The sequence below is a fragment of the Rhodopseudomonas sp. G2_2311 genome (genome assembly GCF_047501505.1).
Lineage (GTDB): Bacteria > Pseudomonadota > Alphaproteobacteria > Rhizobiales > Xanthobacteraceae > Rhodopseudomonas > Rhodopseudomonas palustris_H.
The window spans coordinates 325,853-348,108 of the sequence record NZ_JAZDRK010000004.1 but is presented as its reverse complement, the minus strand read 5'-3'; the positions used below and the strand labels follow the sequence as shown (position 1 = coordinate 348,108).

Annotated in this window: 26 protein-coding genes; 15 read left to right on the top strand and 11 right to left on the bottom strand. The window is 64.5% G+C overall.

Going from position 1 to position 22,256, the window contains the following annotated elements; translation table 11 throughout:
- Positions 1-178 precede the first annotated feature (178 nt).
- Positions 179-2,353 (bottom strand): malate synthase G, encoded by a 2,175-nt coding sequence (locus VRZ08_RS09360; RefSeq protein ID WP_414532375.1) that lies wholly within the window; start codon positions 2,351-2,353, stop codon positions 179-181.
- Positions 2,354-2,753: 400 nt separating this feature from the next.
- Here VRZ08_RS09360 and cysG point away from each other — a divergent pair, with 400 nt between their 5' ends.
- From cysG to VRZ08_RS09335, 5 genes are all read left to right on the top strand, one after another.
- Positions 2,754-4,190, top strand: a complete 1,437-nt coding sequence (cysG, locus tag VRZ08_RS09355) for a siroheme synthase CysG (RefSeq protein ID WP_414532374.1) — start codon at positions 2,754-2,756, stop codon at positions 4,188-4,190.
- Positions 4,187-4,501 carry a DUF2849 domain-containing protein gene (locus VRZ08_RS09350; protein ID WP_164604552.1) on the top strand — a complete coding sequence of 105 codons (315 nt, stop codon included), beginning with the start codon at positions 4,187-4,189 and terminating at the stop codon, positions 4,499-4,501. Before cysG ends, VRZ08_RS09350 begins: the two co-directional genes overlap by 4 nt.
- Before the next feature lie 10 nt (positions 4,502-4,511).
- The gene (locus VRZ08_RS09345) at positions 4,512-6,167 is read left to right on the top strand and encodes a nitrite/sulfite reductase (RefSeq protein ID WP_414532373.1); all 1,656 of its coding nucleotides are present in this window, start codon (positions 4,512-4,514) and stop codon (positions 6,165-6,167) included.
- Positions 6,154-6,663 (top strand): DUF934 domain-containing protein, encoded by a 510-nt coding sequence (locus VRZ08_RS09340; RefSeq protein ID WP_414532372.1) that lies wholly within the window; start codon positions 6,154-6,156, stop codon positions 6,661-6,663. The genes VRZ08_RS09345 and VRZ08_RS09340 overlap by 14 nt, the downstream gene beginning before the upstream one ends.
- 145 nt (positions 6,664-6,808) lie before the next feature.
- Positions 6,809-7,744 (top strand): glutaminase, encoded by a 936-nt coding sequence (locus VRZ08_RS09335; protein WP_414532371.1) that lies wholly within the window; start codon positions 6,809-6,811, stop codon positions 7,742-7,744.
- A 105-nt stretch (positions 7,745-7,849) separates the two neighbouring features.
- Here VRZ08_RS09335 and VRZ08_RS09330 read toward each other — a convergent pair whose 3' ends face one another.
- Together VRZ08_RS09330 and VRZ08_RS09325 are read right to left on the bottom strand one after the other, a co-directional pair.
- Positions 7,850-8,032: a DUF2735 domain-containing protein gene (locus VRZ08_RS09330; protein ID WP_012497457.1), complete on the bottom strand. Its 183-nt coding sequence runs from the start codon at positions 8,030-8,032 to the stop codon at positions 7,850-7,852.
- Complete coding sequence (locus tag VRZ08_RS09325; RefSeq protein ID WP_164571509.1) at positions 8,029-8,244, bottom strand: hypothetical protein; 216 nt, start codon at positions 8,242-8,244, stop codon at positions 8,029-8,031. Before VRZ08_RS09325 ends, VRZ08_RS09330 begins: the two co-directional genes overlap by 4 nt.
- A gap of 283 nt (positions 8,245-8,527) precedes the next feature.
- Here VRZ08_RS09325 and VRZ08_RS09320 point away from each other — a divergent pair, with 283 nt between their 5' ends.
- The 4 genes from VRZ08_RS09320 (at position 8,528) to VRZ08_RS09305 (ending at position 12,399) form a co-directional block, all read left to right on the top strand.
- Positions 8,528-9,565, top strand: coding sequence for a glutamine synthetase beta-grasp domain-containing protein (locus tag VRZ08_RS09320; protein ID WP_107345811.1), 1,038 nt, complete (start codon positions 8,528-8,530; stop codon positions 9,563-9,565).
- Between the two features lie 246 nt (positions 9,566-9,811).
- Entirely contained in the window at positions 9,812-10,327 is a 516-nt protein-coding gene (locus VRZ08_RS09315; RefSeq protein ID WP_012497455.1) for a CAP domain-containing protein, read from the top strand.
- 95 nt (positions 10,328-10,422) lie between these two features.
- Positions 10,423-11,562 carry a DUF3734 domain-containing protein gene (locus tag VRZ08_RS09310; RefSeq protein WP_414532370.1) on the top strand — a complete coding sequence of 380 codons (1,140 nt, stop codon included), beginning with the start codon at positions 10,423-10,425 and terminating at the stop codon, positions 11,560-11,562.
- Positions 11,563-11,610: 48 nt separating this feature from the next.
- Positions 11,611-12,399 (top strand): 3-hydroxybutyrate dehydrogenase, encoded by a 789-nt coding sequence (locus VRZ08_RS09305; protein WP_107346717.1) that lies wholly within the window; start codon positions 11,611-11,613, stop codon positions 12,397-12,399.
- Between the two features lie 163 nt (positions 12,400-12,562).
- Here the strand turns inward: VRZ08_RS09305 and VRZ08_RS09300 are convergent, their stop codons facing one another.
- From VRZ08_RS09300 to VRZ08_RS09280, 5 genes are all read right to left on the bottom strand, one after another.
- Positions 12,563-12,856 carry a type II toxin-antitoxin system RelE/ParE family toxin gene (locus VRZ08_RS09300; RefSeq protein ID WP_414532369.1) on the bottom strand — a complete coding sequence of 98 codons (294 nt, stop codon included), beginning with the start codon at positions 12,854-12,856 and terminating at the stop codon, positions 12,563-12,565.
- Positions 12,853-13,086 carry a hypothetical protein gene (locus VRZ08_RS09295; RefSeq protein WP_346295555.1) on the bottom strand — a complete coding sequence of 78 codons (234 nt, stop codon included), beginning with the start codon at positions 13,084-13,086 and terminating at the stop codon, positions 12,853-12,855. The genes VRZ08_RS09300 and VRZ08_RS09295 overlap by 4 nt, the downstream gene beginning before the upstream one ends.
- 158 nt (positions 13,087-13,244) lie before the next feature.
- Positions 13,245-13,505, bottom strand: coding sequence for a BrnA antitoxin family protein (locus VRZ08_RS09290; protein WP_107345809.1), 261 nt, complete (start codon positions 13,503-13,505; stop codon positions 13,245-13,247).
- Positions 13,474-13,779, bottom strand: a complete 306-nt coding sequence (locus VRZ08_RS09285) for a BrnT family toxin (RefSeq protein ID WP_107345808.1) — start codon at positions 13,777-13,779, stop codon at positions 13,474-13,476. Before VRZ08_RS09285 ends, VRZ08_RS09290 begins: the two co-directional genes overlap by 32 nt.
- Before the next feature lie 89 nt (positions 13,780-13,868).
- Complete coding sequence (locus tag VRZ08_RS09280) at positions 13,869-15,230, bottom strand: lipopolysaccharide biosynthesis protein (RefSeq protein ID WP_414532368.1); 1,362 nt, start codon at positions 15,228-15,230, stop codon at positions 13,869-13,871.
- Positions 15,231-15,782: 552 nt separating this feature from the next.
- On the opposite strand from VRZ08_RS09280, the gene VRZ08_RS09275 reads away from it, so the two are divergent.
- The 3 genes from VRZ08_RS09275 (at position 15,783) to VRZ08_RS09265 (ending at position 18,068) form a co-directional block, all read left to right on the top strand.
- Positions 15,783-16,304 (top strand): PAS domain-containing protein, encoded by a 522-nt coding sequence (locus VRZ08_RS09275; RefSeq protein WP_107356792.1) that lies wholly within the window; start codon positions 15,783-15,785, stop codon positions 16,302-16,304.
- On the top strand, positions 16,279-17,604 hold the full coding sequence (locus VRZ08_RS09270) for a methyl-accepting chemotaxis protein (protein ID WP_414532367.1): 1,326 nt from the start codon (positions 16,279-16,281) through the stop codon (positions 17,602-17,604). Before VRZ08_RS09275 ends, VRZ08_RS09270 begins: the two co-directional genes overlap by 26 nt.
- A gap of 173 nt (positions 17,605-17,777) precedes the next feature.
- Positions 17,778-18,068: a hypothetical protein gene (locus tag VRZ08_RS09265; RefSeq protein ID WP_107356790.1), complete on the top strand. Its 291-nt coding sequence runs from the start codon at positions 17,778-17,780 to the stop codon at positions 18,066-18,068.
- 72 nt (positions 18,069-18,140) lie between these two features.
- Here VRZ08_RS09265 and VRZ08_RS09260 read toward each other — a convergent pair whose 3' ends face one another.
- The 3 genes from VRZ08_RS09260 to VRZ08_RS09250 all read right to left on the bottom strand — a co-directional run bounded on the left by VRZ08_RS09260 (position 18,141) and on the right by VRZ08_RS09250 (position 20,451).
- A complete protein-coding gene (locus tag VRZ08_RS09260) occupies positions 18,141-18,623 on the bottom strand; it encodes a YbaK/EbsC family protein (RefSeq protein ID WP_264074501.1) in 483 nt (160 codons plus the stop codon).
- 75 nt (positions 18,624-18,698) lie between these two features.
- Positions 18,699-19,439: a haloacid dehalogenase type II gene (locus tag VRZ08_RS09255; protein WP_414532366.1), complete on the bottom strand. Its 741-nt coding sequence runs from the start codon at positions 19,437-19,439 to the stop codon at positions 18,699-18,701.
- Positions 19,440-19,581: 142 nt separating this feature from the next.
- Positions 19,582-20,451: an amidohydrolase family protein gene (locus VRZ08_RS09250; RefSeq protein WP_414532365.1), complete on the bottom strand. Its 870-nt coding sequence runs from the start codon at positions 20,449-20,451 to the stop codon at positions 19,582-19,584.
- A gap of 310 nt (positions 20,452-20,761) precedes the next feature.
- Between VRZ08_RS09250 and ykgO the strand changes: the two genes are divergently transcribed.
- From ykgO to VRZ08_RS09235, 3 genes are all read left to right on the top strand, one after another.
- Positions 20,762-20,887, top strand: coding sequence for a type B 50S ribosomal protein L36 (ykgO, locus tag VRZ08_RS09245; protein ID WP_011159732.1), 126 nt, complete (start codon positions 20,762-20,764; stop codon positions 20,885-20,887).
- 95 nt (positions 20,888-20,982) lie between these two features.
- Positions 20,983-21,645 carry a tetratricopeptide repeat protein gene (locus VRZ08_RS09240; RefSeq protein ID WP_414532364.1) on the top strand — a complete coding sequence of 221 codons (663 nt, stop codon included), beginning with the start codon at positions 20,983-20,985 and terminating at the stop codon, positions 21,643-21,645.
- A gap of 124 nt (positions 21,646-21,769) precedes the next feature.
- Complete coding sequence (locus VRZ08_RS09235) at positions 21,770-22,198, top strand: OsmC family protein (protein ID WP_164574186.1); 429 nt, start codon at positions 21,770-21,772, stop codon at positions 22,196-22,198.
- Positions 22,199-22,256 lie beyond the last annotated feature (58 nt).

Sequence of the window (22,256 nt, the reverse complement as noted above, 5' to 3'; positions counted from 1 at the left end):
TTGAATGCCGGTCAACGGGCGGTGCTGAGGATGGTTCCGGCTTCCGCTGCGGCAAGCCGTCACCCGAGGCTTGCGGGCTGCGGTCTTGAAATCAGCAGCAAGTAACGAGCTACCAAAGCAAAAGACCTCCCCCGGGCGGGGGAGGTCTCGTGACTGTGGAAGTAACAGGTCCGCTGTTTTAGCGTGCCGAGTCGAGGTGCGCCGCCTTCGCTTCGCGGCGGCGCTCATGCAGGATGAACTCGGTGTAGCCGTTCGGCTGAGCGCGGCCCTTGAAGATCAGGTCGCACGCGGCTTCGAACGCGACGCCATCGAAGTCCGGCGCCATCGGCCGGTACAGCGCATCGCCTTCGTTCTGCTTGTCGACCACCACGGCCATCCGTTTCAGCGAATCCATCACCTGCTCCTTGGTGACGACACCATGGTGTAGCCAGTTGGCGAGATGCTGGCTGGAGATGCGCAGCGTGGCGCGGTCTTCCATCAGGCCGACGTCGTGGATGTCCGGCACCTTCGAGCAGCCGACGCCCTGGTCGATCCAGCGCACCACGTAGCCGAGGATGCCCTGGCAGTTGTTGTCGATCTCCTGCCGGACATCGTCCGGCGCCCAGTTCGAATTCGACACCGGAATGGTGAGGATGTCCTCGAGCTTGGCGCGCGGGCCGCCCTTGGCCAGCTCCTGCTGGCGCGCGATCACGTCGACTTGGTGATAGTGCAGCGCGTGCAGCGTTGCTGCGGTCGGCGACGGCACCCAGGCGGTGGTGGCGCCAGCCTGCGGGTGGCCGATCTTCTGCGCGATCATGTCGGCCATCTTGTCGGGCGCTGCCCACATGCCCTTGCCGATCTGGGCATGGCCGGGCAGGCCGTCGACCAAGCCGGTGTCGACGTTCCAGTCCTCGTAGGCCTTGATCCAGGGCTGCGCCTTCATCTCGTTCTTGCGGATCATCGGACCCGCTTCCATCGAGGTGTGGATCTCGTCGCCGGTGCGGTCGAGGAAGCCGGTGTTGATGAAGCAGATCCGCTTGCTCGCATTCTGAATGCAGGCCTTGAGGTTCACCGTGGTGCGGCGCTCCTCATCCATGATGCCGACCTTCAGCGTGTTCTCGGTCAGGCCGAGCATCTTCTCGATGCGGCCGAACAGCTCGACCGTGAGGGCGACTTCATCCGGGCCGTGCATCTTCGGCTTGACGATGTAGACCGAGCCGGTGCGGCTGTTGCGGGTCTTGCCGAGGTGCTTCAGATCGTGGATCGCGATCAGGCCTGACACCGCGGCGTCGAGGAAGCCTTCCGGGATCTCCTGACCTTCGCTGTCGAGCACCGCATCGGTCCACATGTGGTGACCGACGTTGCGCATCAGCAGCAGGCTGCGGCCGTGCAGCGAGATTTCCTTGCCGTCCGGCGCGGTGTAGGTGCGGTCGCCGTTGAGCGCGCGGGTAACGGTCTTGCCGCCCTTCTCGAAGCTCTCCGACAGCGTGCCGTCCATCAGGCCGAGGGTGTTGCGATAGATCAGCACCTTGTCGTCGGCGTCGACGGCGGCGACCGAGTCTTCCATGTCGAGAATGGTCGAGACTGCCGACTCGATGATCAGGTCGGCGACGCCGGCCGGATCGTCCTTGCCGATGGCGCTGGCGCGGTCGATCTTGATCTCGATGTGCAGGCCGTTGTTGACCACCAGCACCGCGCTCGGACTGGCGGCATCACCGAGGAAGCCGGCGAACTGCGCCGGCTTCTTCAGACCGGTGGCATTCCCGCTCTTCAGCTTGGCCGACAGCTGGCCGGCGATGACGCTGTAGCCGGTGACGTCGCTGTGGCTGCCGGTAGCAAGCGGCGCGGCCTGGTCGAGGAACGCCTTGGCCTTGGCGATCACCTTGTCGCCGCGGGCCTTGTCGTAGCCCTTGGCCTGGGTGGCTTCCTGCGGGATCGCGTCGGTGCCGTAGAACGCGTCGTACAGCGAGCCCCAGCGCGCGTTCGCGGCGTTCAGCGCGTAGCGCGCGTTCGACAGCGGCACCACCAGCTGCGGGCCGCAAAGCTTGCCGATTTCTTCGTCGACATTGGCGGTCTCGACCGGCGCGGTCGCCGGCTCGGGCTGCAGGTAGCCGATCTCCTTCAGGAACGCGGTGTAGGCCGCCATGTCCTGCTTCTTGCCCTTGTTGGCGAGATGCCACGCATCGATCTTGGCCTGCAGATCGTCGCGGGTCTTCAGCAGCGCGCGGGTCTTCGGCGCCAGATCACGAACGATCGCAGCGAGTCCGGCCCAGAATACGTCGGGAGCGATGCCGGTTTTCGGCGCGGCCTCCTTGGCGATGAAGTCGAACAGCACAGGCGCGATTTTCAGTCCGTGGGCGTCAATACGATTCATTTTTGGATGTCTCGCGAGAAAACGGCGCGCTGGCGCCTTTTCAGGGGTCAAATGACCGGTCGCCGCGTAGCGGCGCCGGGTGCTCCTTTTAGCGTCAAAGGTCGCCAAAAGAGAAGGCCCGCACTGTCTGGCTGCAGTCAGGCGCCGCCGGGAACCCTTCCGTTCCCGGCCCAAACGCCGCTCTGCCGGGAGTCGCGGCAGGAAGGAGGCCGGCACGGCCCTTGCTCAGCTCAGACTCCAGATGCGGCCGAGAAAGACTGTCTCTGGCAAGTGGCGACGAGGGGCGAAATTTCTCTACGGATCAGCAGAGTTGGAATGGAATGATTTTCTTCCGGCCCGGCTTGTGTCGCGGAGGCGGAGAAAATAATTCTAAACAGCCCCAGGTGGCGATGGAGCGGACATGCGATTTCTTCCAGTGTTTCTGGATCTGGCGACGGGACCCGTGGTGCTGGTGGGGGCCGGTGAGATGGCGCGCGCCAAGCTGCGGCTGTTGCTCGGCGCTGGTGCTTCGGTCCGCTGGTACGTCACCGATGGCGACCGCGATCTGGCCGGCCTGACCGAGGCCGAGCGGGCGCGGGTGAGTTTCCCGGACGGCGATCCGGCCGCCGCCGACCTCACCGGGACGATCGCGCTGCTGTGTGCGGGCGCTGGCGAGATCGCCGCCCAGCTGGCCGCGAAGGCGCGGGCACTCGGCGTGCCGGTCAATGTCATGGACGAGCTGTCGCACTCGACCTTCATCTTTCCGGCGATCGTCGATCGCGGCGACGTCGTGGTGGCGATCGGCACCGGCGGGTCTTCGCCGGTGGTGGCGCGCCGCCTCCGCGAACTGATCGAGACCGTGGTGCCGGCGCGGATCGGCGAATTGGCCGCGCTGATCGGGCGTTGGCGCACGCCGATCAAGACTCGGATTCCTGAATTCCCGCTGCGCCGCCGGTTCTGGGAGCGCGTCGTGGACGGCCCGATCGGCCGCGCTGTGCTCGAAGGGCGTTTGACCGATGCCGAGACCGAACTGAAGAAGATCGACGATGCCACCGACTACGCACGGCATTCGCTCGGCCGCCGCGCCGATGGCCATGTCACCTTGGTGGGCGCCGGACCGGGGGATCCCGATCTGCTGACGCTGAAGGCGCTGCGGGCGCTGTCGGACGCCGATGTGGTGTTCTACGACGAGCTGGTTTCTCCGGAGGTTCTCGATCGCATCCGCCGCGACGCCAAGCGTGTCCCGGTCGGCCGCCGCGTCGGGCAGCCGGGCATCGGTCAGGAGGCGATCAATGCGCTGCTGATCGAAGCCGCGCGCGCCGGACAGCGCGCAGTGCGGCTCAAGGGCGGCGATGCATTCGTGTTCGGCCGCGGCGGCGAAGAAGTCGAAGCGCTGCGCGAAGCCGGCGTGTCCTATGCGGTTGTGCCGGGCATCAGCGCGGCGTTCGGCGCAGCGTCGCAGTTCGAAGTGCCGCTGACCTATCGCCACGAAGCCCTGCGCATCACCTTCCTCACCGCGCACAAGGCCAAGGACGCCGAGACGGTCGACTGGTCGGCGCTGACCGACCAGAAGATGACCGTGGTGGTCTACATGGGCATGAGCGCCGCGCCGACGATTCGTCAGGCCTTGCTCGCGGCGGGCCGCGCCGCCGATACCCCGGTCGGCGTGTTCGCGCGCGTGACGCGGCCGGACGCCGTGGCGGCGGTGGGCGTGCTCGACGATCTGCCGGCACTGGTCGAGCAGGTCGAGGGCGGCCCGGCGCTGCTGGTGATCGGCGATGTCGTCACCCACTCGGCGCCGTGGCGCCAGCAACAACTCCTGCAACTCGTTTCGACCTATCAGATGGCCGCCGAATGACGTCCCCGCTGCAACAGAAGATCAAGATCACCGGCCCCTCTGTGGTGACTGCAAACCGCACCACCGACGGCGTGGTGATCTACCGGACCGCAACGAACGGCTGGTCGACCGATCTGGCCGACGCCGCGATCGTGCGCGAGGCCGAGCCGGCGCGCGCGCTGCTCGCCGCTGCGACCGCCGACGATGTCGGCGCGGTCGGTGCCTACATCGCGCCGGTCGAGATCGGAGCTGACGGTGCCGTCGCTCCCGGAAATCTGCGCGAAAAAATCCGCCGCGACGGCGTCACCATCGCGCTGCCCGTTCGGGCTTGAGGGCTGTTCCATGTATGCTTACGACGAGATCGATCGCGCCATTGTCCACGAGCGCGTCGACGAATTCCGCGATCAGGTGCGCCGCCGTCTCAACGGCGAGCTGACCGAAGACGAGTTCAAGCCGCTGCGGCTGATGAACGGCGTGTATCTGCAACTCCACGCCTACATGTTCCGCGTCGCCATTCCTTACGGGACGCTGTCCTCCGAGCAGCTTCGCAAGCTGGCTCATGTCGCGCGGACCTACGACCGCGGCTACGGTCATTTCACGACGCGCCAGAACATCCAGTTCAATTGGATCGCGCTCGCCGATCTGCCGGATGCGCTCGCTGAGCTCGCCGAGGTCGGCATTCACGCGATGCAGACCTCCGGCAATTGCACCCGCAACGTCACCGCCGATCAGTGGGCCGGCGTCGCGCCGGGCGAGATCGAGGATCCGCGGGTCTGGGCCGAAATCCTGCGCCAGCACACCGCGCTGCATCCGGAATTCTCGTTCCTGCCGCGCAAGTTCAAGTTCGCCATCACGGCGTCCGATCACGACCGCGCCGCGATCAAGATCCACGACATCGGGCTGAAGCTGGTCAGGAACGACGCCGGCGAAACCGGCTTCGAAGTGCTGGTCGGCGGCGGGCTCGGCCGCAGTCCATTCATTGGCAGGACCATCAAGTCCTTCGTGAAGGGGCACGACATCCTCAGCTACATCGAGGCGATCCTGCGCGTCTACAATCAGTACGGACGCCGCGACAACATCTACAAGGCGCGCATCAAGATCCTGGTGCACGAGCTCGGGATCGAGAAGTTCGCCGCCGAGGTCGAGCAGGCATGGTCCGAGATTGCCGACGGACCGCTGACGCTCGACGACGAGATGATCGAGGACATCCGCTCGCGCTTCATCTATCCGGCCTATGAGAAGCTACCGGCCGAACCCGACGAGCTGCGCGCCGCGGCCGGCGATGCGCGGTTCGAAGCGTGGCGCAACAACTCGGTCGCGCCGCACCGGCATGATGGCTATGCCATCGTGACGTTGTCGCTGAAGCCGGCAGGCGGCCCGCCCGGTGATGCCACCGCCGAGCAGATGGATGCGGTCGCCGACCTTGCCGACAAATACTCGTTCGGCGAGATCCGCGTCGGCCATGAGCAGAATCTGGTGTTGCCGCACGTTGCCAAGCGCGACCTGCCGGCGCTGTGGGCCGCGCTCGACAAGCTCGCCCTCGCCACGCCGAACGTCGGTCTGGTCAGTGACATCATTGCTTGCCCGGGCCTCGATTACTGCTCGCTGGCGAATGCGCGGTCGATCCCGATCGCTCAGGAACTCTCGCGCCGGTTCGCCAGCCCCGAGACCGCCGCGCTGATCGGGCGGCTGCACATCAACATTTCCGGCTGCATCAATGCCTGCGGCCATCACCACGTTGGCCACATCGGCATTCTCGGCGTCGAGAAGAACGGCGAGGAGTTCTATCAGATCACCATCGGCGGTCGTGCCGACGAGGGCGCTGAGCTCGGGGTGCTGATCGGCCCCGCGGTGCCGTACGGCGAAGTCGCCGACGTGATCGAAGATATCGTCGAGGCCTATCTCAGCCTGCGGCAGCGGCCGGACGAATTGTTCGTCGACGCCGTCAAGCGCCTCGGCGTCGAGCCCTTCAAGGAGCGGGTCTATGCCACTCGTTAAGAACGGACAGATTGCGACCGATGAGTTCGTACTCGTCGCCGACGACGCAGAGTTGCCGGCCGCTGGTTCGGTGCTGATCTCGGCTACGCGCTTCCTGGCCGATCCCGAGCGGCTGGTGGCGCGCAACAGCCCGCTCGGCGTGATCTGGCCGAACAACCGCGATGTCGCCGAGCTGAAGCCTTGGCTCGACCGGCTGGCGCTGATTGCGCTGGTGTTTCCGACCTACAAGGATGGCCGGGCCCACAGCCAAGCGCGGCGGCTGCGCGAGGTCTATGGTTATCGCGGCGAACTGCGCGCCACCGGGCAGGTGCTGCGCGACCAGTTCACCTTCCTGGTCCGCAATGGCTTCGACGCGCTCGACGTCAAGAAGGAAGCCGACGCGCACGCCTTCGGCGAAGCGACGCATCGCTACACCGAATTCTATCAGCCGACCGGCGACGGTCACCGCAGCGCGCTGCAGCTCCGCCGCCAGCGGCATCTGACGTCGGCGACGTAGCCCGAACGCATTCGTCATTGCGAGCGCAGCGAAGCAATCCAGCGCCCCGCGTGCGGCATGGATTGCTTCGTCGCTGCGCTCCTCGCAATGACGGCGCTGTCTTTGTCGATTGACCTGGTGCGCGCTTTGCATCAAATGCGCCGCCATGAGCAATCAGCTTCTCGACCGTATCGTTGCCGAAATCGCCGATGAGATGGCGCAGCGGACGGACCGCGGCGAGGTGGCGAGCTACATTCCGGAACTGGCGCGGGTCGATCCGAAAGCCTTCGGCCTCGCGGTGATCGGTGCCGACGGCCATGTCGCCGCCGCCGGTGATGCCGACGTGCCGTTCTCGATCCAGAGCATCTCGAAGGTGTTCACGCTGACGCTGGCGCTCGGCAAGGCCGGCGATCGGCTGTGGCGGCGGGTCGGCCGTGAGCCGTCGGGCTCCGCCTTCAACTCGATCGTACAGCTCGAGCACGAGCGCGGCATTCCGCGCAATCCGTTCATCAATGCCGGCGCGATCGCCGTCACCGATCTGATCCTGTCCGGGCATCAGCCGCGCGAAGCGCTCGGCGAGATCCTGCGCTTCATGCAGTTTCTGGCCGGCGATCCCACCGTCGCGATCGATGAAGCGGTGGCGAAGTCCGAGCAGCGCACCGGATTCCGCAACGCGGCGCTCGCCAATTACATGAAATCGTTCGGGGTGCTGGACAATCCGGTCGAGTACACGCTCGGCGTCTATTTCCATCACTGCGCGATCGCGATGAGCTGCCGACAGCTGGCGATGGCCGGCCGCTTCCTGGCGCATAACGGCCAGAACCCGTCGACCGGACTCAACGTGGTGTCGAGCGAACGCGCCCGCCGCATCAACGCGCTGATGCTGACCTGCGGCCACTATGACGGTTCGGGCGAATTCGCCTATCGGGTCGGCCTGCCGGGCAAGAGCGGCGTCGGCGGCGGCATCCTCGCGGTGGCGCCGGGCAAAGCCTCGATCGCGGTGTGGGCGCCGGGGCTCGATGCCGCGGGCAACTCCCATCTCGGTCGTGTCGCGCTCGAAGCGCTGACCAAGCGCATGGGCTGGTCGATCTTCGGCGTCTGACGATCAGGCGGCCGACCCGGCGCAACAAAAAGGGCCGAACGCGTGCGCCGGCCCTTCGTCAGTCGCTCTGATGATCGCGGCGGCGGCGCCGCGCAAGCTGCGGTGTCATGGCCGCTTGGTGGACTGCTCTTCAAGCATCGCGATCTCGTGATACCAGCTCGAGCAGGTCAGGATATTGGCCGGATTCGACGCCGCTTCGCTGCTCGGAAGCGCGGTGCGGTTGGCTCCATCCCGGCCGCCGACCGGGAACTGGTAGATCTTGGCGGAGGTCTGATTCAGGCTACTCACGCGATCTCTCCTTTCTCTCCTTCGGGTCGATGAAGCTGGCTCGACGAGCGGTCCGGCCGCGCGTCGCAACGGATGATAACGCGATTGCTTCGCGTGCAGGCAGAATGATCAACAAAGAACCAGCCGCTGGCGATTCTTTGCGCATTCGCCCGTTTGCTGACGAACTCGGCATTGGATTGATGCAACGCGGCCGGGATGGCTTGGTTGCGCACTCCCCCTTCCGACAAAATCGTGCGCCCGAGGGGGTTAATTTTGTTCACCGCCGTGGGTGCGGGGAAATACGGAGGAATCTGGCGTTCCGCGCTCCGCGACGGGGCAGGGCCGATACTGTCTCGCGCATAGAAGTTGCCGCGCGACCGCTGCGGATCTGCCTGCGGCGATTTGGCTCATTTTGGCATATTAAATGCTTCATGTTCGCAGGACCGAAGGCCGCCGGGTGCGGTTCCGTGTCCGTCATCGGCCGAATGCCGGTGGCATCTCCAACGAGAGGACCGCATGACCAAGTACAAGCTCGAGTACATTTGGCTCGACGGCTACAAGCCGACGCCCAACCTGCGCGGCAAGACCACCATCAAGGAATTCGAGATCTATCCGACGCTCGAGCAGCTTCCCCTGTGGGGGTTCGACGGCTCGTCCACGATGCAGGCCGAAGGCCATAGCTCGGACTGCGTGCTGAAGCCGGTCGCGATGTACCCGGACGCTGCGCGGAACAACGGCATTCTGGTTCTGTGCGAAGTGATGATGCCGGACGGCGTCACCCCGCATCCGACCAACACCCGCGCCACCATTCTGGACGACGAAGGCGCCTGGTTCGGCTTCGAACAGGAATACTTCTTCTACAAGAACGGCCGCCCGCTCGGCTTCCCCGAGGCCGGCTATCCGGCGCCGCAGGGCCCGTATTACACCGGCGTCGGCTACAAGCACGTCGGTGACATCGCCCGCCAAATCGTCGAAGAGCATCTCGACCTCTGCCTCGCAGCCGGCATCAACCACGAAGGCATCAATGCCGAAGTGGCGAAGGGCCAGTGGGAATTCCAGGTGTTCGGCAAGGGTTCGAAGACCGCCGCCGACCAGATGTGGATGGCGCGCTACCTGATGCTGCGTCTCACCGAGAAGTACGGCATCGATATCGAGTTCCACTGCAAGCCGCTCGGCGACACCGACTGGAACGGCTCGGGCATGCACTGCAATTTCTCGACCAGCTACATGCGGGAAGTCGGCGGCAAGGAGTATTTCGAATCCCTGATGAAGGCGTTCGAAGACAACCTCGACGACCATATCGCGGTGTACGGTCCGGACAACCACATGCGGCTCACCGGCAAGCACGAGACCGCACCGTGGAACAAGTTCTCCTACGGCATCGCCGATCGCGGCGCCTCGATCCGTGTGCCGCACTCCTTCGTCAACAACGGCTACAAGGGCTATCTGGAAGATCGCCGCCCGAACTCGCAGGGCGACCCCTACCAGATCGCGTCCCAGGTTCTGAAGACGATTTCGTCGGTCCCCACCTCGAAGTCGGCGGCCGCCGCCTGAACCTCCACGGCGACTGCTCGCGGCCCGGACGCAAGTCCGGGCCGTTGCCGTTTTGATGCCCGCAACCCGATTGGTCTCGTTTGTTTGGCGCGTTTTTTCGCGCGAATTGCTGGTGCTCTCGGTCGCAAGCGCTCGGGCGCCCATCTTCACCTTTCAGCCACTGTTGACGTGCAACAACTGCCCGGCGCGTCGTGAGCCGGTGACGGGCCGGCAGTGCCGATCGCGCGCGAATGGGGAATCTGGACAATGTTTCGCGGGGTGATGGCCGTTCTCGGCCTGTTGGTGCTGGCCGGTTGTGCCGGCGGCGATGTCGCACCGTCGGTCGATACGCCGTCGATGTATCAGAGCATGGCGCGCGAGGGTGCCAAGGTCGATGTCGCCGCAGCGGCCGTCATGATCTCACAATATCGCCAGAACAACGGGCTCGGTCCGGTGACGGTCGATCCGGCTCTGACCAAGCTGGCCGAGGACCAGTCCTCGACCATGGCAAGGCGCAACAAGCTCGACCATGACGTCAAGGCGCCGCTGGCGCAGCGGCTGAACGCCTCGGGGTATCCGGCAGCGGTTGCGGTCGAGAACGTCTCGGCGGGCTATCACACACTGGCGGAAGCTTTTTCGGGCTGGCGGGATTCGCCGCCGCATCGGGCCAACATGCTGAAGAATGGCGTCGACCGGATCGGCATCGCCGCCAGCTATGCGCCGGGCACCAAATACAAGGTGTTCTGGACCATGATCCTCGCTTCCACCGACACGCCGCGATAAACCGGGCGTGATCGGCTCCCGCCCTTGGCGCAATTGACGCTGGCGCCGCGCATCGCCAAGTTGCCGGCGTTCTTGCTTAAGGTGCGACCGACCAGATGGACTCGACACCGCAAAGGAAGGCCGCAAGGCCCTGCGACGCGCGCCGCGTGCTGGTGCTGCAAGGCGGCGGGGCGCTCGGCGCGTATCAGGCCGGCGCCTATCAGGCGCTGTGCCATCACGATTTCGAGCCGCAATGGCTCGCCGGCATTTCGATCGGCGCCATCAATGCCGCGATCATCGCCGGCAATCCGCGCGAGCAGCGCGTCGAGAAGCTGAAGCAGTTCTGGGAGATGGCGTCGTCGCCGGTGCCGTGGCAGCCGCTGCTGCACGACGACCATGTGCATTCGCTGTTCAACGAGACCTCGGCGGCGATGATCGCCACCTTCGGGGTGCCGGGCTTCTTCACCCCGCGGTTTCCGCCGACGCATCTGCTGCCGTCTGGAAAGCCCTCCCACCTCAGCTATTACGACACCGCGCCGCTGCGTTCGACGCTGGAGCGGCTGGTCGATTTCGACCGCCTCAACCACAACGGCATCCGCCTGAGTGTCGGAGCGGTCAATATCGTCACCGGCAACTTCGTATATTTCGATACCACCAAGCAGACCATCGGCCCTGAGCACATCATGGCTTCGGCCGCGCTGCCGCCCGGCTTTCCGGCGATCGAGATCGACGGCGAGTATTATTGGGACGGCGGCGTCGCCTCCAACACGCCGCTCGACTACGTGCTGGACTGCGAGCAGCGTGACGATCTCTTGATCTTTCAGGTCGATCTGTTCAGCTCCCGCGGCCGCCTGCCGGAAACACTGCTGGAGGCCGCCGAGCGCGAGAAGGACATCCGCTATTCCAGCCGCACGCGGCTGAATACCGACAAGAACAAGATGATCCACAACACCCGCAAGGCGCTGCGCGATCTGATCGATCGGCTGCCGGCGGAATTGCGTGACGATCCGGCCTACGCCATCCTGCATGAGGCGGCCAAAGAGAACACCGTCACCGTCGTGCATCTGATCTATCGTAAGCGGGACTATGAGGCGTCGTCGAAGGACTACGATTTCTCCCGGCTGAACATGATCGAGCATTGGAAGGCCGGCGAGCAGGACGTCTACGTCTCGATGCGCGACCAGAGCTGGCAACAGGCGCCGCAGGACGGCGAGACCATGGTGACCTGGGACCTCACCCGGGATGCATTCGAATAAGCGGCCCGATCTGCGCCGCTTTCTCAACCTCGCGAACAGGAGCGGATGATGACGAATCTGACAGGCAAGACGGCGGTCGTGACCGGCTCGACCTCGGGCATCGGGCTCAGCTATGCGCGCGCCTTCGCCAAGGCCGGCGCCAACGTCGTGATCAACGGCATGGGCGACGCGGACGCGATCGAGAAGGAGCGCAAGGCGATCGAGACCGACTTCGCCGTCAAGGCAGTATATTCGCCGGCCGACATGCTGAAGCCCGCCGAGATCGCCGAGATGATCAAGCTCGGCGAAACCACCTTCGGTTCGGTCGATATCCTCGTCAACAACGCGGGCATCCAGTTCGTGTCGCCGGTCGAGGACTTCCCGGTCGAGAAGTGGGACGCGATCATTGGCATCAACCTCTCGTCAGCGTTCCACGGCATCCGCGCCGCGGTGCCGGGTATGAAGAAGCGCGGCTGGGGCCGCATCATCAACACCGCCTCGGCACACTCGCTGGTTGCCTCGCCGTTCAAGTCGGCCTATGTGGCCGCCAAGCACGGCATCGCCGGCCTGACCAAGACGGTGGCGCTGGAGCTCGCCACCCACAAGATCACCTGCAACTGCATCTCGCCCGGCTACGTCTGGACGCCGCTGGTTGAAAAGCAGATCCCCGACACCATGAAGGCGCGTGGCCTCACCAAGGAGCAGGTGATCAACGACGTCCTGCTCGCCGCTCAGCCGACCAAGCAGTTCGTCACGCCGGAGCAGGTCGCGGCACTTGCGGTCTACCTCTGCGGCGACGACGCCAGCCAGATCACCGGCGCCAACCTGTCGATGGACGGCGGCTGGACTGCGGCTTAAGGCGGGTTGAGGCCGCCCACATTCGGTCGGGCTCCGCCTTCGCCTCACGAACGAACGTCATCCTCCGCGCAAGCGGAGGATCCAGTATTCCAGAGCGTCATGGCCGTGGAACACTGGATCGCCCGTAAAGCCGGGCGACAACGTTGGTCGATGAGTAGGGCGCCTAATCGCTCTGCTGCATCGGCGCTCGCGCCGTATGACGGATGTGCAGAATCTCGATCTTGGATTCTTGCACGCGATAGAAGACCCGAAATGGATAGCGCACCACGGCTGCCGATCGAATGTCGGGACGTTGTGTGACCTTGGGCGCCGAAGCGGGAGCCGATGCGATCCGAGCAATCACATTTTCGATCCGCGCGCCGATCGATCGGGCAACTCTCGGGCTTGCGTGCTCGCCGTAATAGGCGGAGATCTGGTCGATGTCGGCGAGAGCCTGCCGGGAGTAAACGACCTTCATCGACCGAATTTGGCGAACGCAGTTCGGATTTCGTCGTCGGTTGCCTGTTCGCCTGCGTCGAGCGCAGCAACCGCAGCATCGATGATCCGCAGTTCTTCGGCGCTGGCGTGATACCGGTCGGCCTGAAGCTCGCTTTCGATCTCGCGAGCGACAGCGGCCAGTTCCTCCCGCGCCGCCACCGGCCAGGATTCCGCCCGCTTGATCAGATCCTCGAGGTTGTCCGCGCTCATTCTGAAACTATAGCACGAGACGGTGAGACGGTCAGTAGCGTCCAGACCGCTTGATCTAGCCTTTGCTGCCGAACGCCAGCACATGCAGGCCGAGGCGTTTGCGGACGATCCAGAACAGCATCACGGTTTCGAAGGTCAGCGCCGCTTGATGCTTGCGGCTATCTTTTCGCCCGCTTTTGCACTGCTTGCTCCAGAGCCATCCGGATGTAGCGTTGATAGGGGACACCTGCAGCCTTCGCCTGCTGGCGGACGGCAGACAGCAGTTGCTCCGGCAGTCGCAGGTTGACCGATTTGTCTTTCGGCTTCATTTCGAACTGCATGGTGACCATGCCCGACAGGTCGTAATCGGAGAGGTCCGCGTCGGCGACGAAGGCTTCCGCCTCGGCGTCACTTTCCAGCTTTGGCAGCTTCTTCTTCATAGGCGGCGATCTCCTTGCGGTGCATGTAGCGGGCGCTAATAGGCCGGATGAGCGTTCGCTCGCGCAGCGTTCTGAGGGTGAAGACCACGAACACCATTCGTCCCGCTTCGGTGCGGCCAATTGCCTTGAAGCGCTCCTCGGTCGTGGAGTGAGCCGGATCAGGAAACACGCTTACCGGGCCGCGAAACAGGCCTTCGATTTCGGCGACCGTCACGCCATGTTTGGCGCATTTGGCTCGGTTTCCGAGATCCCAATCAAAGCCGGCAACTTTCATCGGCCGCCTCTAGCCAAATAGGCATTTGTATAGACAAATGTCAATGCGCAGCCATATCCGAACTGCCTCGAACAGAGCCTTAAGTCGTCTCAGTGCGCCTTCGCGCCGAACGCCAACACGTGCAGGCCGAGGCGTTTGCGGACGATCCAGAACAGCATCACGGTTTCGAAGGTGAGGGCTGCGGAGGTGGCGGCGGCGGCGCCGTAGCCGCCGAAGCGGGGCACCAGGATCAGGCACAGCGCGAGATTGACTGCGAACGCCAGCGCGTAAGCGAGCGCGCAGACATGCTGGTGGCCGAGCATGTTGAGCAGCCGTTCCACCGGGCCGATCGCGGCGCGGACCATCAGGCCGATCGCGGCGACGAACATGATGCCGTAGCCGGACGTGAATTGCGGCCCGAACAGCCACAGCAGCGGTTCGCCGAGCGCCAGCAGCGCCAGCGTTGCGACCAGCGACGGCCAGAACGTCCACACGATCGCGTGGCGGACATACGCCGCCAATCGGACTTTGTCGCCGGCGGCGTTGTATTCGGTGAAGCGATGCGCGGTGGTGGCCGACATCGCGTAGTGAATGAACGACACCAGCGCCAGCGTCTTCACCACCGCATAGTAGATACCGACTTCCTCCGGCGTGCTGAACTGCTGCAGCACCAGCACGTCGGTGTAGGACAACAGCAGATAGAAGCTCTCGACCAGCAGGATCGGCAGTGAGGTGGCGAGCCAGCCGCGGATGTCGTAGGCACGCGGGCCGGGCGGGACGTGGCCGGCGAGCCGGCGGTTGAGCGCGATCATCTGTCCGAGCATCGCGATCCACACTGCCGCACAGCTCGCCGCCATCGCGGCCACGGCGCCGAGCTCGAAGCCGAGCACGAACAGCCCGGCGGTGAAGCCGATGATCAGCGCCTGCCGGATGATGAATTGCGGCATCAGCCCGAGCCGCATCCAGTCGTGCGAGCGGGCGATGCCGTCCTGGGTGTTGGCCACGACGAAGGCCGGCAGCGTCAGGCAACCGAGATACAGCGGCACGACGGTGGCGTCGCCGATCCGCGGCGCCAGTGCCCAGACCAGGAGCGCGAGCAGCAGCGACACCACGCTCGAGGCCGCCAGCGTGCCCCAACGGCTGCCGGACAGAAAGCCGCGCAGCCGGTCGAGCTCGCCGCGCGCGCGATATTCCGGAATGATCTTCTGGGCCGAGGCGGAGATGCCGAAATCCAGCATCGATCCGAGCAGCAGCACCCAGGTCCAGACATAGACGTAGATGCCGTAATCCGAGCCGCCCATCCAGCGCGCCAGCAGGATCTGCGCCCCATAGGCGAGGCCTGCACTGACGACACGGATCAGGAAGATGGTGCCCGCGAGCCGGTTGGTGAGCGAAGCTTCGTTGGAACCGCCGAACAGAGCGGTGAGGCGCGCTTTCAGCGCCGCCAGGGGCGTTGCTGGTGGAGAATCCATGACAGCCAAAAGCGTTTCCCCGAACCGACCGCATCGGGCGCGACGCGGCGTCGATCTCGTCTAGCAACCAGATGTTAAGATTCGGTTCGGTGTGGCAGGGACGCCGTCACCCCGCGCCGTCATACGCAACGTGTGCCGTCAACTGCGGGCCTTGCGCTAGTGCGCGCATGAGGTTGTGAGCCTGTCTCGGCATCTCAAATGATCTGAGTGTGTGCTCACCTGGATGTGCGATGACGGCGAGTTGTTCATACGTGTTGGAAAGCTTCTAATCGTTGCTGATCACTTTGCTGGCAGGCAGCGAGTTGAGTGAGGCAGGCTGAGATTGCGAGCTCAGGAGCCGCGTCAGGAAAATCACTACAACGCAAGTTGTCACAGCCCAATTCGTGAGCATCTAAGTAACAACACAGTGACGTCGAATGCCGATTTATAGCGATGTAGTCAGTGGTTGAGCGAACTAACTATTAAGACCTGACTCGTAGCTTTGCGTGGCCGGACCGGGGCCGTCATGAGTGTCCGTGCAAGTCGTTCTCAGCTGCTGAACCGGAATTTGCCGTGACCTCTTCCGTCAAGCCCACGGGCGTTGAAGTATTCTTCGACGCCGACGACATCATCGTGTCCAAAACCGACCTGAAGGGTCGGATCACCTACGCCAACCGCGTGTTCACCGACATCTGCGGCTACAGCGAAGCCGAATTGCTGGGCCAGCCGCATTCGATTGTGCGGCATCCCGACATGCCACGCTGTGTGTTCAAGTTGCTGTGGGACACGCTCGCCGAAGGCCGCGAGATCTTCGCTTACGTCAAGAACATGACGAAGCACGGCGATCATTATTGGGTATTCGCCCACGTCACGCCGTCCTTCGACTCCAAGGGTACGGTGATCGGCTATCACTCTAATCGCCGCGTGCCGGAGCGCCGGGTCGTTGCCGCGCTGGAGCCCGTCTATGCCGAGCTGCTGGCGCAGGAAGCCCGGCACCGCAACGGCAAGGATGCGCTGGCGGCCGGTTATCAGCACATGATCGATTTCGTCAGATCGAAGAACATTTCCTATGACCAACTTGTCTTCTCTCTCTAAGGCCGGTCTCTGTCTCGCCATCACCGTGGTCGGCTCGCTTGCTGCCGCGGCGGGTGTGGTGTTCGGTTTGCCCCTGCTGTCGCAGGTCGGGCTCGGCGCATCGCTCCTCGGCGCCGCCGGCGTTGCCGCGATGCTGCTGCGGCTGGGCCGGATGCTGACTCAGATCGACGAGGTCTGCGGCCGGATCGCCGACGGCGATTTCGAGGCCCGGCTGATCGGCTATCGCGACGGCGGCCGACTGCTTCAGATGCAGAGCAGGTTCAACGACATGATCGACCGCTGCGATGCGTTCGTGCGCGAGTCCAGCGCCGCGATGGCGGCGATCCGCGACGACAAATACTATCGGCACATCCTGCCGCAGGGCCTGCGCGGCTCGCTGCTGATCGCCAGCCGCACCATCAATGAAGCGATGCAGGCGATCGAGACACGGGTTGCGGCGTTCAACGCCAACACCGCCGAGTTCGAGACTGCGATCGGCACGGTGATCGACGCGGTCGGTGCCGCCTCCAGCAACATGGGCGAGACCGCGACCAGCCTCAACCGCGGCGTGATCGCGACCCGCGATCGCACCCTGGCGGTGTCGGCCGCTAGCGAGCAGGCCTCGACCAACATGGAAACGGTGGCGGCGGCGACTGCCGAATTGACCGCCTCGGCCAACGAGATTCTCAGCAGCGTCAACCGTTCGGCCTCGATCGCGCAGGCCGCGGTGGCGGCCTCCGATCACGCCCGCGACACCGTCGGCAGCCTGTCGACCGCCACCGAACGGATCGGCGCGATCGTGCAGTTGATCGAAGAGATCGCATCCCAGACCAATCTGTTGGCGCTCAATGCCACGATCGAGGCAGCACGCGCCGGTGACGCCGGCCGCGGCTTCTCGGTGGTGGCGCAGGAGGTGAAGTCGCTCGCCGAGCAGACCGCCAATGCCACGCGCGACATCTCGCGCAGCATCGCCGAAGTGCAGGAGACCACCCGCGCCGCCGTCGATGCGATCTCCGGCATCGGCCGTTCGATCGGCGAGGTCGACGACATTACGCACCAAGTCGCGCTCGCGGTCGAGGCGCAGACCGCCGCGACCGGCGAGGTCGCGCGCAACATCGAAGAGGCGTTCGCCGGCATCCGCGACATCTCGGGCAATATCCAGGGCGTCGGTAGCAACATCACAGAGACCGAGCAGCATGCCGAAGTGACGCTGTCGGCGTCGGGCACGCTGGCGCAGCAGGCCCACTCGCTCGGCGACGCGGTGCGTGATTTCCTGCGGACGCTTCATCGCGATGGTGCGGAGCCGCGCAAGGCGGCGTGAGCGAAGGTGCCGCGAGAGGACGAGACGCTAATCGCGTGCTGCGCCTGAACCAATTGTGCCGCACAGGTTAACACGAGTTCATCTAGATGAACTCGCTCGTCAGCGCCCGTTCAGCTGCAACTTCCTAAGCTCGAGACAGTTCTGATGGTTCTCGATCGTAAGGAGGTTGTCCGATGAATCTGAAACTCGCCGTTGCTGCCGCAGCCGCTCTGAGCGCGGTCGCGCTCGCGCCGGGCATCGCGTCTGCGGCGATGCCGAACGGTCTCCCCGGCGCCGCACAGGCTGCCGGCAGTCCATCCGCCCAGGTCGATCAGGTGCGTTACGTCTGTAACGCCTGGGGCCGCTGCTGGTGGCGCCCGAACTACTACGGCGCTTACGGCTACTACGGTCCGCGGTTCTATGGCCCGCGCTATTATGGCCCGCCGCGTCCGTACTGGCGCCACTACGGCTGGCGCCGTTGGTGATCGCCGCGCTCAGGCGCTGAGTCTCATGACTGATGCAAGCAATGACGGGGCCCGCGGGCCCCGTTGTCGTGTTCACGGCTGCGCCGGCTCGCTGCGGTCCTCGCAGACATCGACCCATTCGGCGCCGACCAGCTCGGCCATTCGCTGCGGGGCGATCCGCACCGCGCTGTGAGTCGATCCCGCCGCCGGCACGACCACATCGAACGCCTTCAGCGAGACGTCGCAATAGACCGGCAGCGGCGCCTTGAGGCCGAACGGACAGACGCCGCCGACCTCGTGGCCGGTGAGATCGGCGACCTCGTGAACGCCGAGCATCTTCGGCTTGCCGCCGAGCAGCGCCTTCGCCTTCTTGTTGTCGAGCCGCATCGTCCCGCTGGTGACGATCAGCACTACACGCTCGCCGACGCGCAACGACAGGGTCTTGGCGATCTGCGCCGGTGGCACGCCATAGGCTTCGGCCGCGAGCGGCACGGTGGCCGAGCTCATCGTCGATTCTTCCACGGCGATATCGGGGGCGTGTTGGGCGAACCAGGCGCGGACGGATTCCAGACTCATGCGGCTCCTCGAGGCCGGCGCTTCGTGCCGGCAACTGAGCAGCCGATATGCCGCAAAGCCTGCGACGGCGCAAACTCAGCGGCCGGCCACGATCTCCGCCAGCGCCGTCAGCGATCCAATGCGGTGGTCGGGCTCGAAGCCGAGCACGTCCATCTGGGTGCGCAGCGCCTTGAACAGCGTCTGCGGCGAGAGCGGCCCAGGCCGCCGCAGTTCGCGCGCCATCGCCTCGCGGCTGACGCGCTCGATCCAGGCGACGTTGAAGCCGAATGCCTTCGCCCCCGCCACGTCCCAGGGATTGGAAGACACGAACAACATCTCACGCGGCGTCACGCCGAGCCGCGCTTCGGCCAGCGCATAGGCGCGCGGATGCGGCTTGAATGTCTTGGCTGCGTCGACGCTGATCACGTCGTCGAGCACGCGGTGGAGGCCGGTGTTGCGGGTGAGGGCGCCAAGCATATCCGGGCTGCCGTTGGACAGAATCGCCCGCTTGCAGGGTGCAAGCGCCTCCAGCGCCGAAAGGGCTTCGGGATAGAGCGCGAGATCGAGATATTTTGCGAAGATCCGCTCGAATGCGCCGCCGCCGGCCTCGATGCCGAGACAGTCGAGCGTGTAGGCTAGCGAATCGCGGGTGACGACGGCGAAGTCCTCGTAGGTCCCCATCTGCGAGCGCAGCCAGGTGTATTCGAGCTGCTTGGTCCGCCAGATCTGCGTGATCACCTCACCATAGCCGGGAAACTCCCGCTCGGTGACGGCCGCTACCGACTGGATGTCATGCAGCGTGCCATAGGCATCGAACACGACGGCGGCAATCGGCATGGGGTGGCAGCTCTCGGTTTGTTTCCGTGAAGAAGCCTTTCTTCGTCATTGCGAGGCGCGAAGCGACGAAGCAATCCAGCGGCTCAGTGCACGGCGCTCCTGGATTGCTTCGCTTCGCTCGCAATGACGAAGGTGGATAGTTCTAGATCCCCAGCAGCTTGCGGGCGTTCTGCTTCAGCACCTTCGGGCGGATCTCGTCGCGGATCTCGAGCTTGGCGAAGTCCGACAGCCAGCGGTCCGGGGTGATCACCGGCCAGTCGGAGCCGAACAGCATCTTGTCCTGCAGAATCGAGTTGATGTAGCGCACCAGGATCGGCGGGAAGTACTTCGGCGACCATCCCGACAGGTCGATGTAGACGTTCGGCTTGTGGGTCGCGACCGACAGTGCCTCCTCCTGCCAGGGGAAGGAGGGATGCGCCAGGATGATCTTCATGTCGGGGAAGTCGGCGGCGACGTCGTCCATATACATCGGGTTGGAGTACTTCAGCCGCATACCCATGCCGCCCGGCATGCCGGAGCCGACGCCGGTCTGGCCGGTGTGGAACAGCGCGATGGCGCCGCCTTCCTGGATCGCTTCGTACAGCGGATAGGCCAGCCGGTCGTTCGGATAGAAGCCCTGCATGGTCGGATGGAATTTGAAGCCCTTGATGCCGTAGTCGGCAATCAGCCGCCGCGCCTCGCGCACGCCGAGCTTGCCCTTGTGCGGATCGATCGAGGCGAACGGAATCAGCACGTCCGAATTCTGCCGCGCGATCTCGATCATCTCGTCGTTGTTGTAGCGGCGGAAGCCGGTCTCACGTTCGGCGTCGACCGGAAAGATCACCGCGGCGATCTTCTTGGTGCGATAATACGCGGCGGTTTCCTGGACGGTCGGCGGATGCTTGTGCGGCGAGCCGAAATACTCCGCCATACGCGCCTGGAAATCGTCGTAGCCGTCGTCGGGGTGCGAGCCGCACGGTTCTTCGGCGTGGGTATGGATGTCGATAGCGACAAGATCGTCGGGATTCAGCATCAGGCGTTTCCTTCGGGCATTTCTCGCCGTCTTGGCGGCGAAGAATTGATTATGGTGTATAATTATTTTGAGGAGCTGTGAAGCGGCCCAAACCGTCGGCGTCCGGCGAATTTTGCACCCTACCTTGGTGTGGCCGCCGGCTCAGCGCTGGTTTTCCGCAACGGCCTGCCGGTTCCGGCGGCGGATCGATTGACAGGCCGGGAGTCGCTGGATAGATACAGCACCGACCCGGGCGGGCTTCCGCCGGCGGGCTGTTATCGTTTTGTATTCGGCCAATTGTCACGGCCTTTCAAACAGTCAGGATAGACCCATGAAGGTCCGTAACTCGCTGAAGTCGCTGCTCACCCGCCACCGCGAAAACCGCCTGGTGCGCCGTAAGGGCCGGCTCTACGTCATCAACAAGACCCAGCGTCGGTTCAAGGCCCGCCAGGGCTGATTGCGCTGGGCCGCTCGCGGCCCGCGCCTCGATCTCACGCCGCTGTGACGCGCGCGCTGCTTTGCAGCGCGCTTTGTCGTGTCTAGACTGTCGCAATGGCGTTCGCTCCTCGACATTTTCGGTTCGGCCTCTGCGCCTTGGCCTTTGCAACTTTGGCGCTGGGCGTGCCTGAGAGCGCGCGAGCCCAGGCCCCGGACGGACCGAAGCATCCGCTGGAGAGGCCGCTCGCGCATCCGCCGGCACCGCCGGAGAAACTGCCGCGGGTGCCGACCGACCGCACCAAGGGCCTCGATTTCCTGTTCGCTGCCCTGAAGGCTGCGCCGGATGAGGCCAGCGCCAAACATGTCGAAGGGCGGATCTGGGCGCTGTGGAGCCAGACCACCAGCGACACCACTGCGCTGCTGATGGCGCGCTCAAAGGTGGCGATGGATGCCAAGCAGTTCGACGTCGCATTGAAGCTGCTCGACGCCGTGGTCAAGCTGAGGCCGGATTACGTCGAAGGCTGGAACCGGCGCGCGACGATTTACTATTTGCAGAACGACTACATGCACTCGCTCGAAGACATCGAGCAGGTGCTGGCACGCGAGCCGCGGCATTTCGGTGCGCTCGCCGGCCTCGGGATGATCATGCAGGAACTCGGCGACGACAAACGGGCGCTCAATGCGTTCCGCAGGGCGCTCGCGCTCAATCCGCATCTCGACAAGGTGCCCGACCTCGTCAAGACGCTGTCGGAGAAGGTCGAGGGCCGCGACATCTGACGCGCTTCGAGCGTCGTCGTGCTTTGAATCCGGCCGAACCACCCCACATCCAAGGTCCACCTCAACCGTCGCCGCACGGACGATGTGCCGCGCGGTCGATTCGACATCAGCACGGGAGATCCCAATGAGCACGACATCCGGTTCGGCGAAGTGGCAGGGCGGCATCAAGGACGGCAAGGGCGCGATCTCAACCAAGAGCGGCGCGCTGTCCGACTATCCCTACGGCTTCGCCAGCCGGTTCGAAGGCAAGCCCGGCTCCAACCCTGAGGAACTGATCGGCGCCGCCCACGCCGCCTGCTTCACCATGGCGCTGTCGCTGATCCTCGGCGAAGCCAAGCTCACTGCCGAGCAGATGGAAACCAAGGCGGACGTCACGTTGGAGAAGCAGGGCGACGGCTTTGCCATCACCGCGATCCATCTGACGCTCACCGCCAAAATCCCCGGCGCCGACGACGCCACGTTCCAGGACTGCGCCGCCAAGGCCAAAGCCGGGTGTCCGGTCTCGAAGCTGCTCAACACCAAGATCACGCTGGATGCAAAGCTGGTGAGCTGAGCTCTTCTTCAGTCATTCCGGGGCGCAGGCGAAGCCTGCGAACACGGAATCCAGAGGT

Bases quoted from the DNA above. Each gene is read 5' to 3' on its own strand.
- VRZ08_RS09255 (WP_414532366.1), bottom strand. From the start codon at position 19,439: ATGCCGATTGCCGCCGTCGTGTTCGATGCCTATGGCACGCTGCATGAC.
- VRZ08_RS09240 (WP_414532364.1), top strand. From the start codon at position 20,983: ATGGCGTTCGCTCCTCGACATTTTCGGTTCGGCCTCTGCGCCTTGGCC.
- VRZ08_RS09300 (WP_414532369.1), bottom strand. From the start codon at position 12,856: ATGAAGGTCGTTTACTCCCGGCAGGCTCTCGCCGACATCGACCAGATC.
- VRZ08_RS09335 (WP_414532371.1), top strand. From the start codon at position 6,809: ATGAGCAATCAGCTTCTCGACCGTATCGTTGCCGAAATCGCCGATGAG.
- VRZ08_RS09270 (WP_414532367.1), top strand. From the start codon at position 16,279: ATGACCAACTTGTCTTCTCTCTCTAAGGCCGGTCTCTGTCTCGCCATC.
- VRZ08_RS09250 (WP_414532365.1), bottom strand. From the start codon at position 20,451: ATGCTGAATCCCGACGATCTTGTCGCTATCGACATCCATACCCACGCC.
- VRZ08_RS09315 (WP_012497455.1), top strand. From the start codon at position 9,812: ATGTTTCGCGGGGTGATGGCCGTTCTCGGCCTGTTGGTGCTGGCCGGT.
- VRZ08_RS09265 (WP_107356790.1), top strand. From the start codon at position 17,778: ATGAATCTGAAACTCGCCGTTGCTGCCGCAGCCGCTCTGAGCGCGGTC.
- VRZ08_RS09305 (WP_107346717.1), top strand. From the start codon at position 11,611: ATGACGAATCTGACAGGCAAGACGGCGGTCGTGACCGGCTCGACCTCG.
- VRZ08_RS09235 (WP_164574186.1), top strand. From the start codon at position 21,770: ATGAGCACGACATCCGGTTCGGCGAAGTGGCAGGGCGGCATCAAGGAC.
- ykgO (WP_011159732.1), top strand. From the start codon at position 20,762: ATGAAGGTCCGTAACTCGCTGAAGTCGCTGCTCACCCGCCACCGCGAA.
- VRZ08_RS09350 (WP_164604552.1), top strand. From the start codon at position 4,187: ATGACGTCCCCGCTGCAACAGAAGATCAAGATCACCGGCCCCTCTGTG.
- VRZ08_RS09295 (WP_346295555.1), bottom strand. From the start codon at position 13,086: ATGAGCGCGGACAACCTCGAGGATCTGATCAAGCGGGCGGAATCCTGG.
- VRZ08_RS09340 (WP_414532372.1), top strand. From the start codon at position 6,154: ATGCCACTCGTTAAGAACGGACAGATTGCGACCGATGAGTTCGTACTC.
- VRZ08_RS09360 (WP_414532375.1), bottom strand. From the start codon at position 2,353: ATGAATCGTATTGACGCCCACGGACTGAAAATCGCGCCTGTGCTGTTC.
- VRZ08_RS09345 (WP_414532373.1), top strand. From the start codon at position 4,512: ATGTATGCTTACGACGAGATCGATCGCGCCATTGTCCACGAGCGCGTC.
- cysG (WP_414532374.1), top strand. From the start codon at position 2,754: ATGCGATTTCTTCCAGTGTTTCTGGATCTGGCGACGGGACCCGTGGTG.
- VRZ08_RS09320 (WP_107345811.1), top strand. From the start codon at position 8,528: ATGACCAAGTACAAGCTCGAGTACATTTGGCTCGACGGCTACAAGCCG.
- VRZ08_RS09285 (WP_107345808.1), bottom strand. From the start codon at position 13,779: ATGAAAGTTGCCGGCTTTGATTGGGATCTCGGAAACCGAGCCAAATGC.
- VRZ08_RS09310 (WP_414532370.1), top strand. From the start codon at position 10,423: ATGGACTCGACACCGCAAAGGAAGGCCGCAAGGCCCTGCGACGCGCGC.
- VRZ08_RS09280 (WP_414532368.1), bottom strand. From the start codon at position 15,230: ATGGATTCTCCACCAGCAACGCCCCTGGCGGCGCTGAAAGCGCGCCTC.
- VRZ08_RS09260 (WP_264074501.1), bottom strand. From the start codon at position 18,623: ATGAGTCTGGAATCCGTCCGCGCCTGGTTCGCCCAACACGCCCCCGAT.
- VRZ08_RS09290 (WP_107345809.1), bottom strand. From the start codon at position 13,505: ATGAAGAAGAAGCTGCCAAAGCTGGAAAGTGACGCCGAGGCGGAAGCC.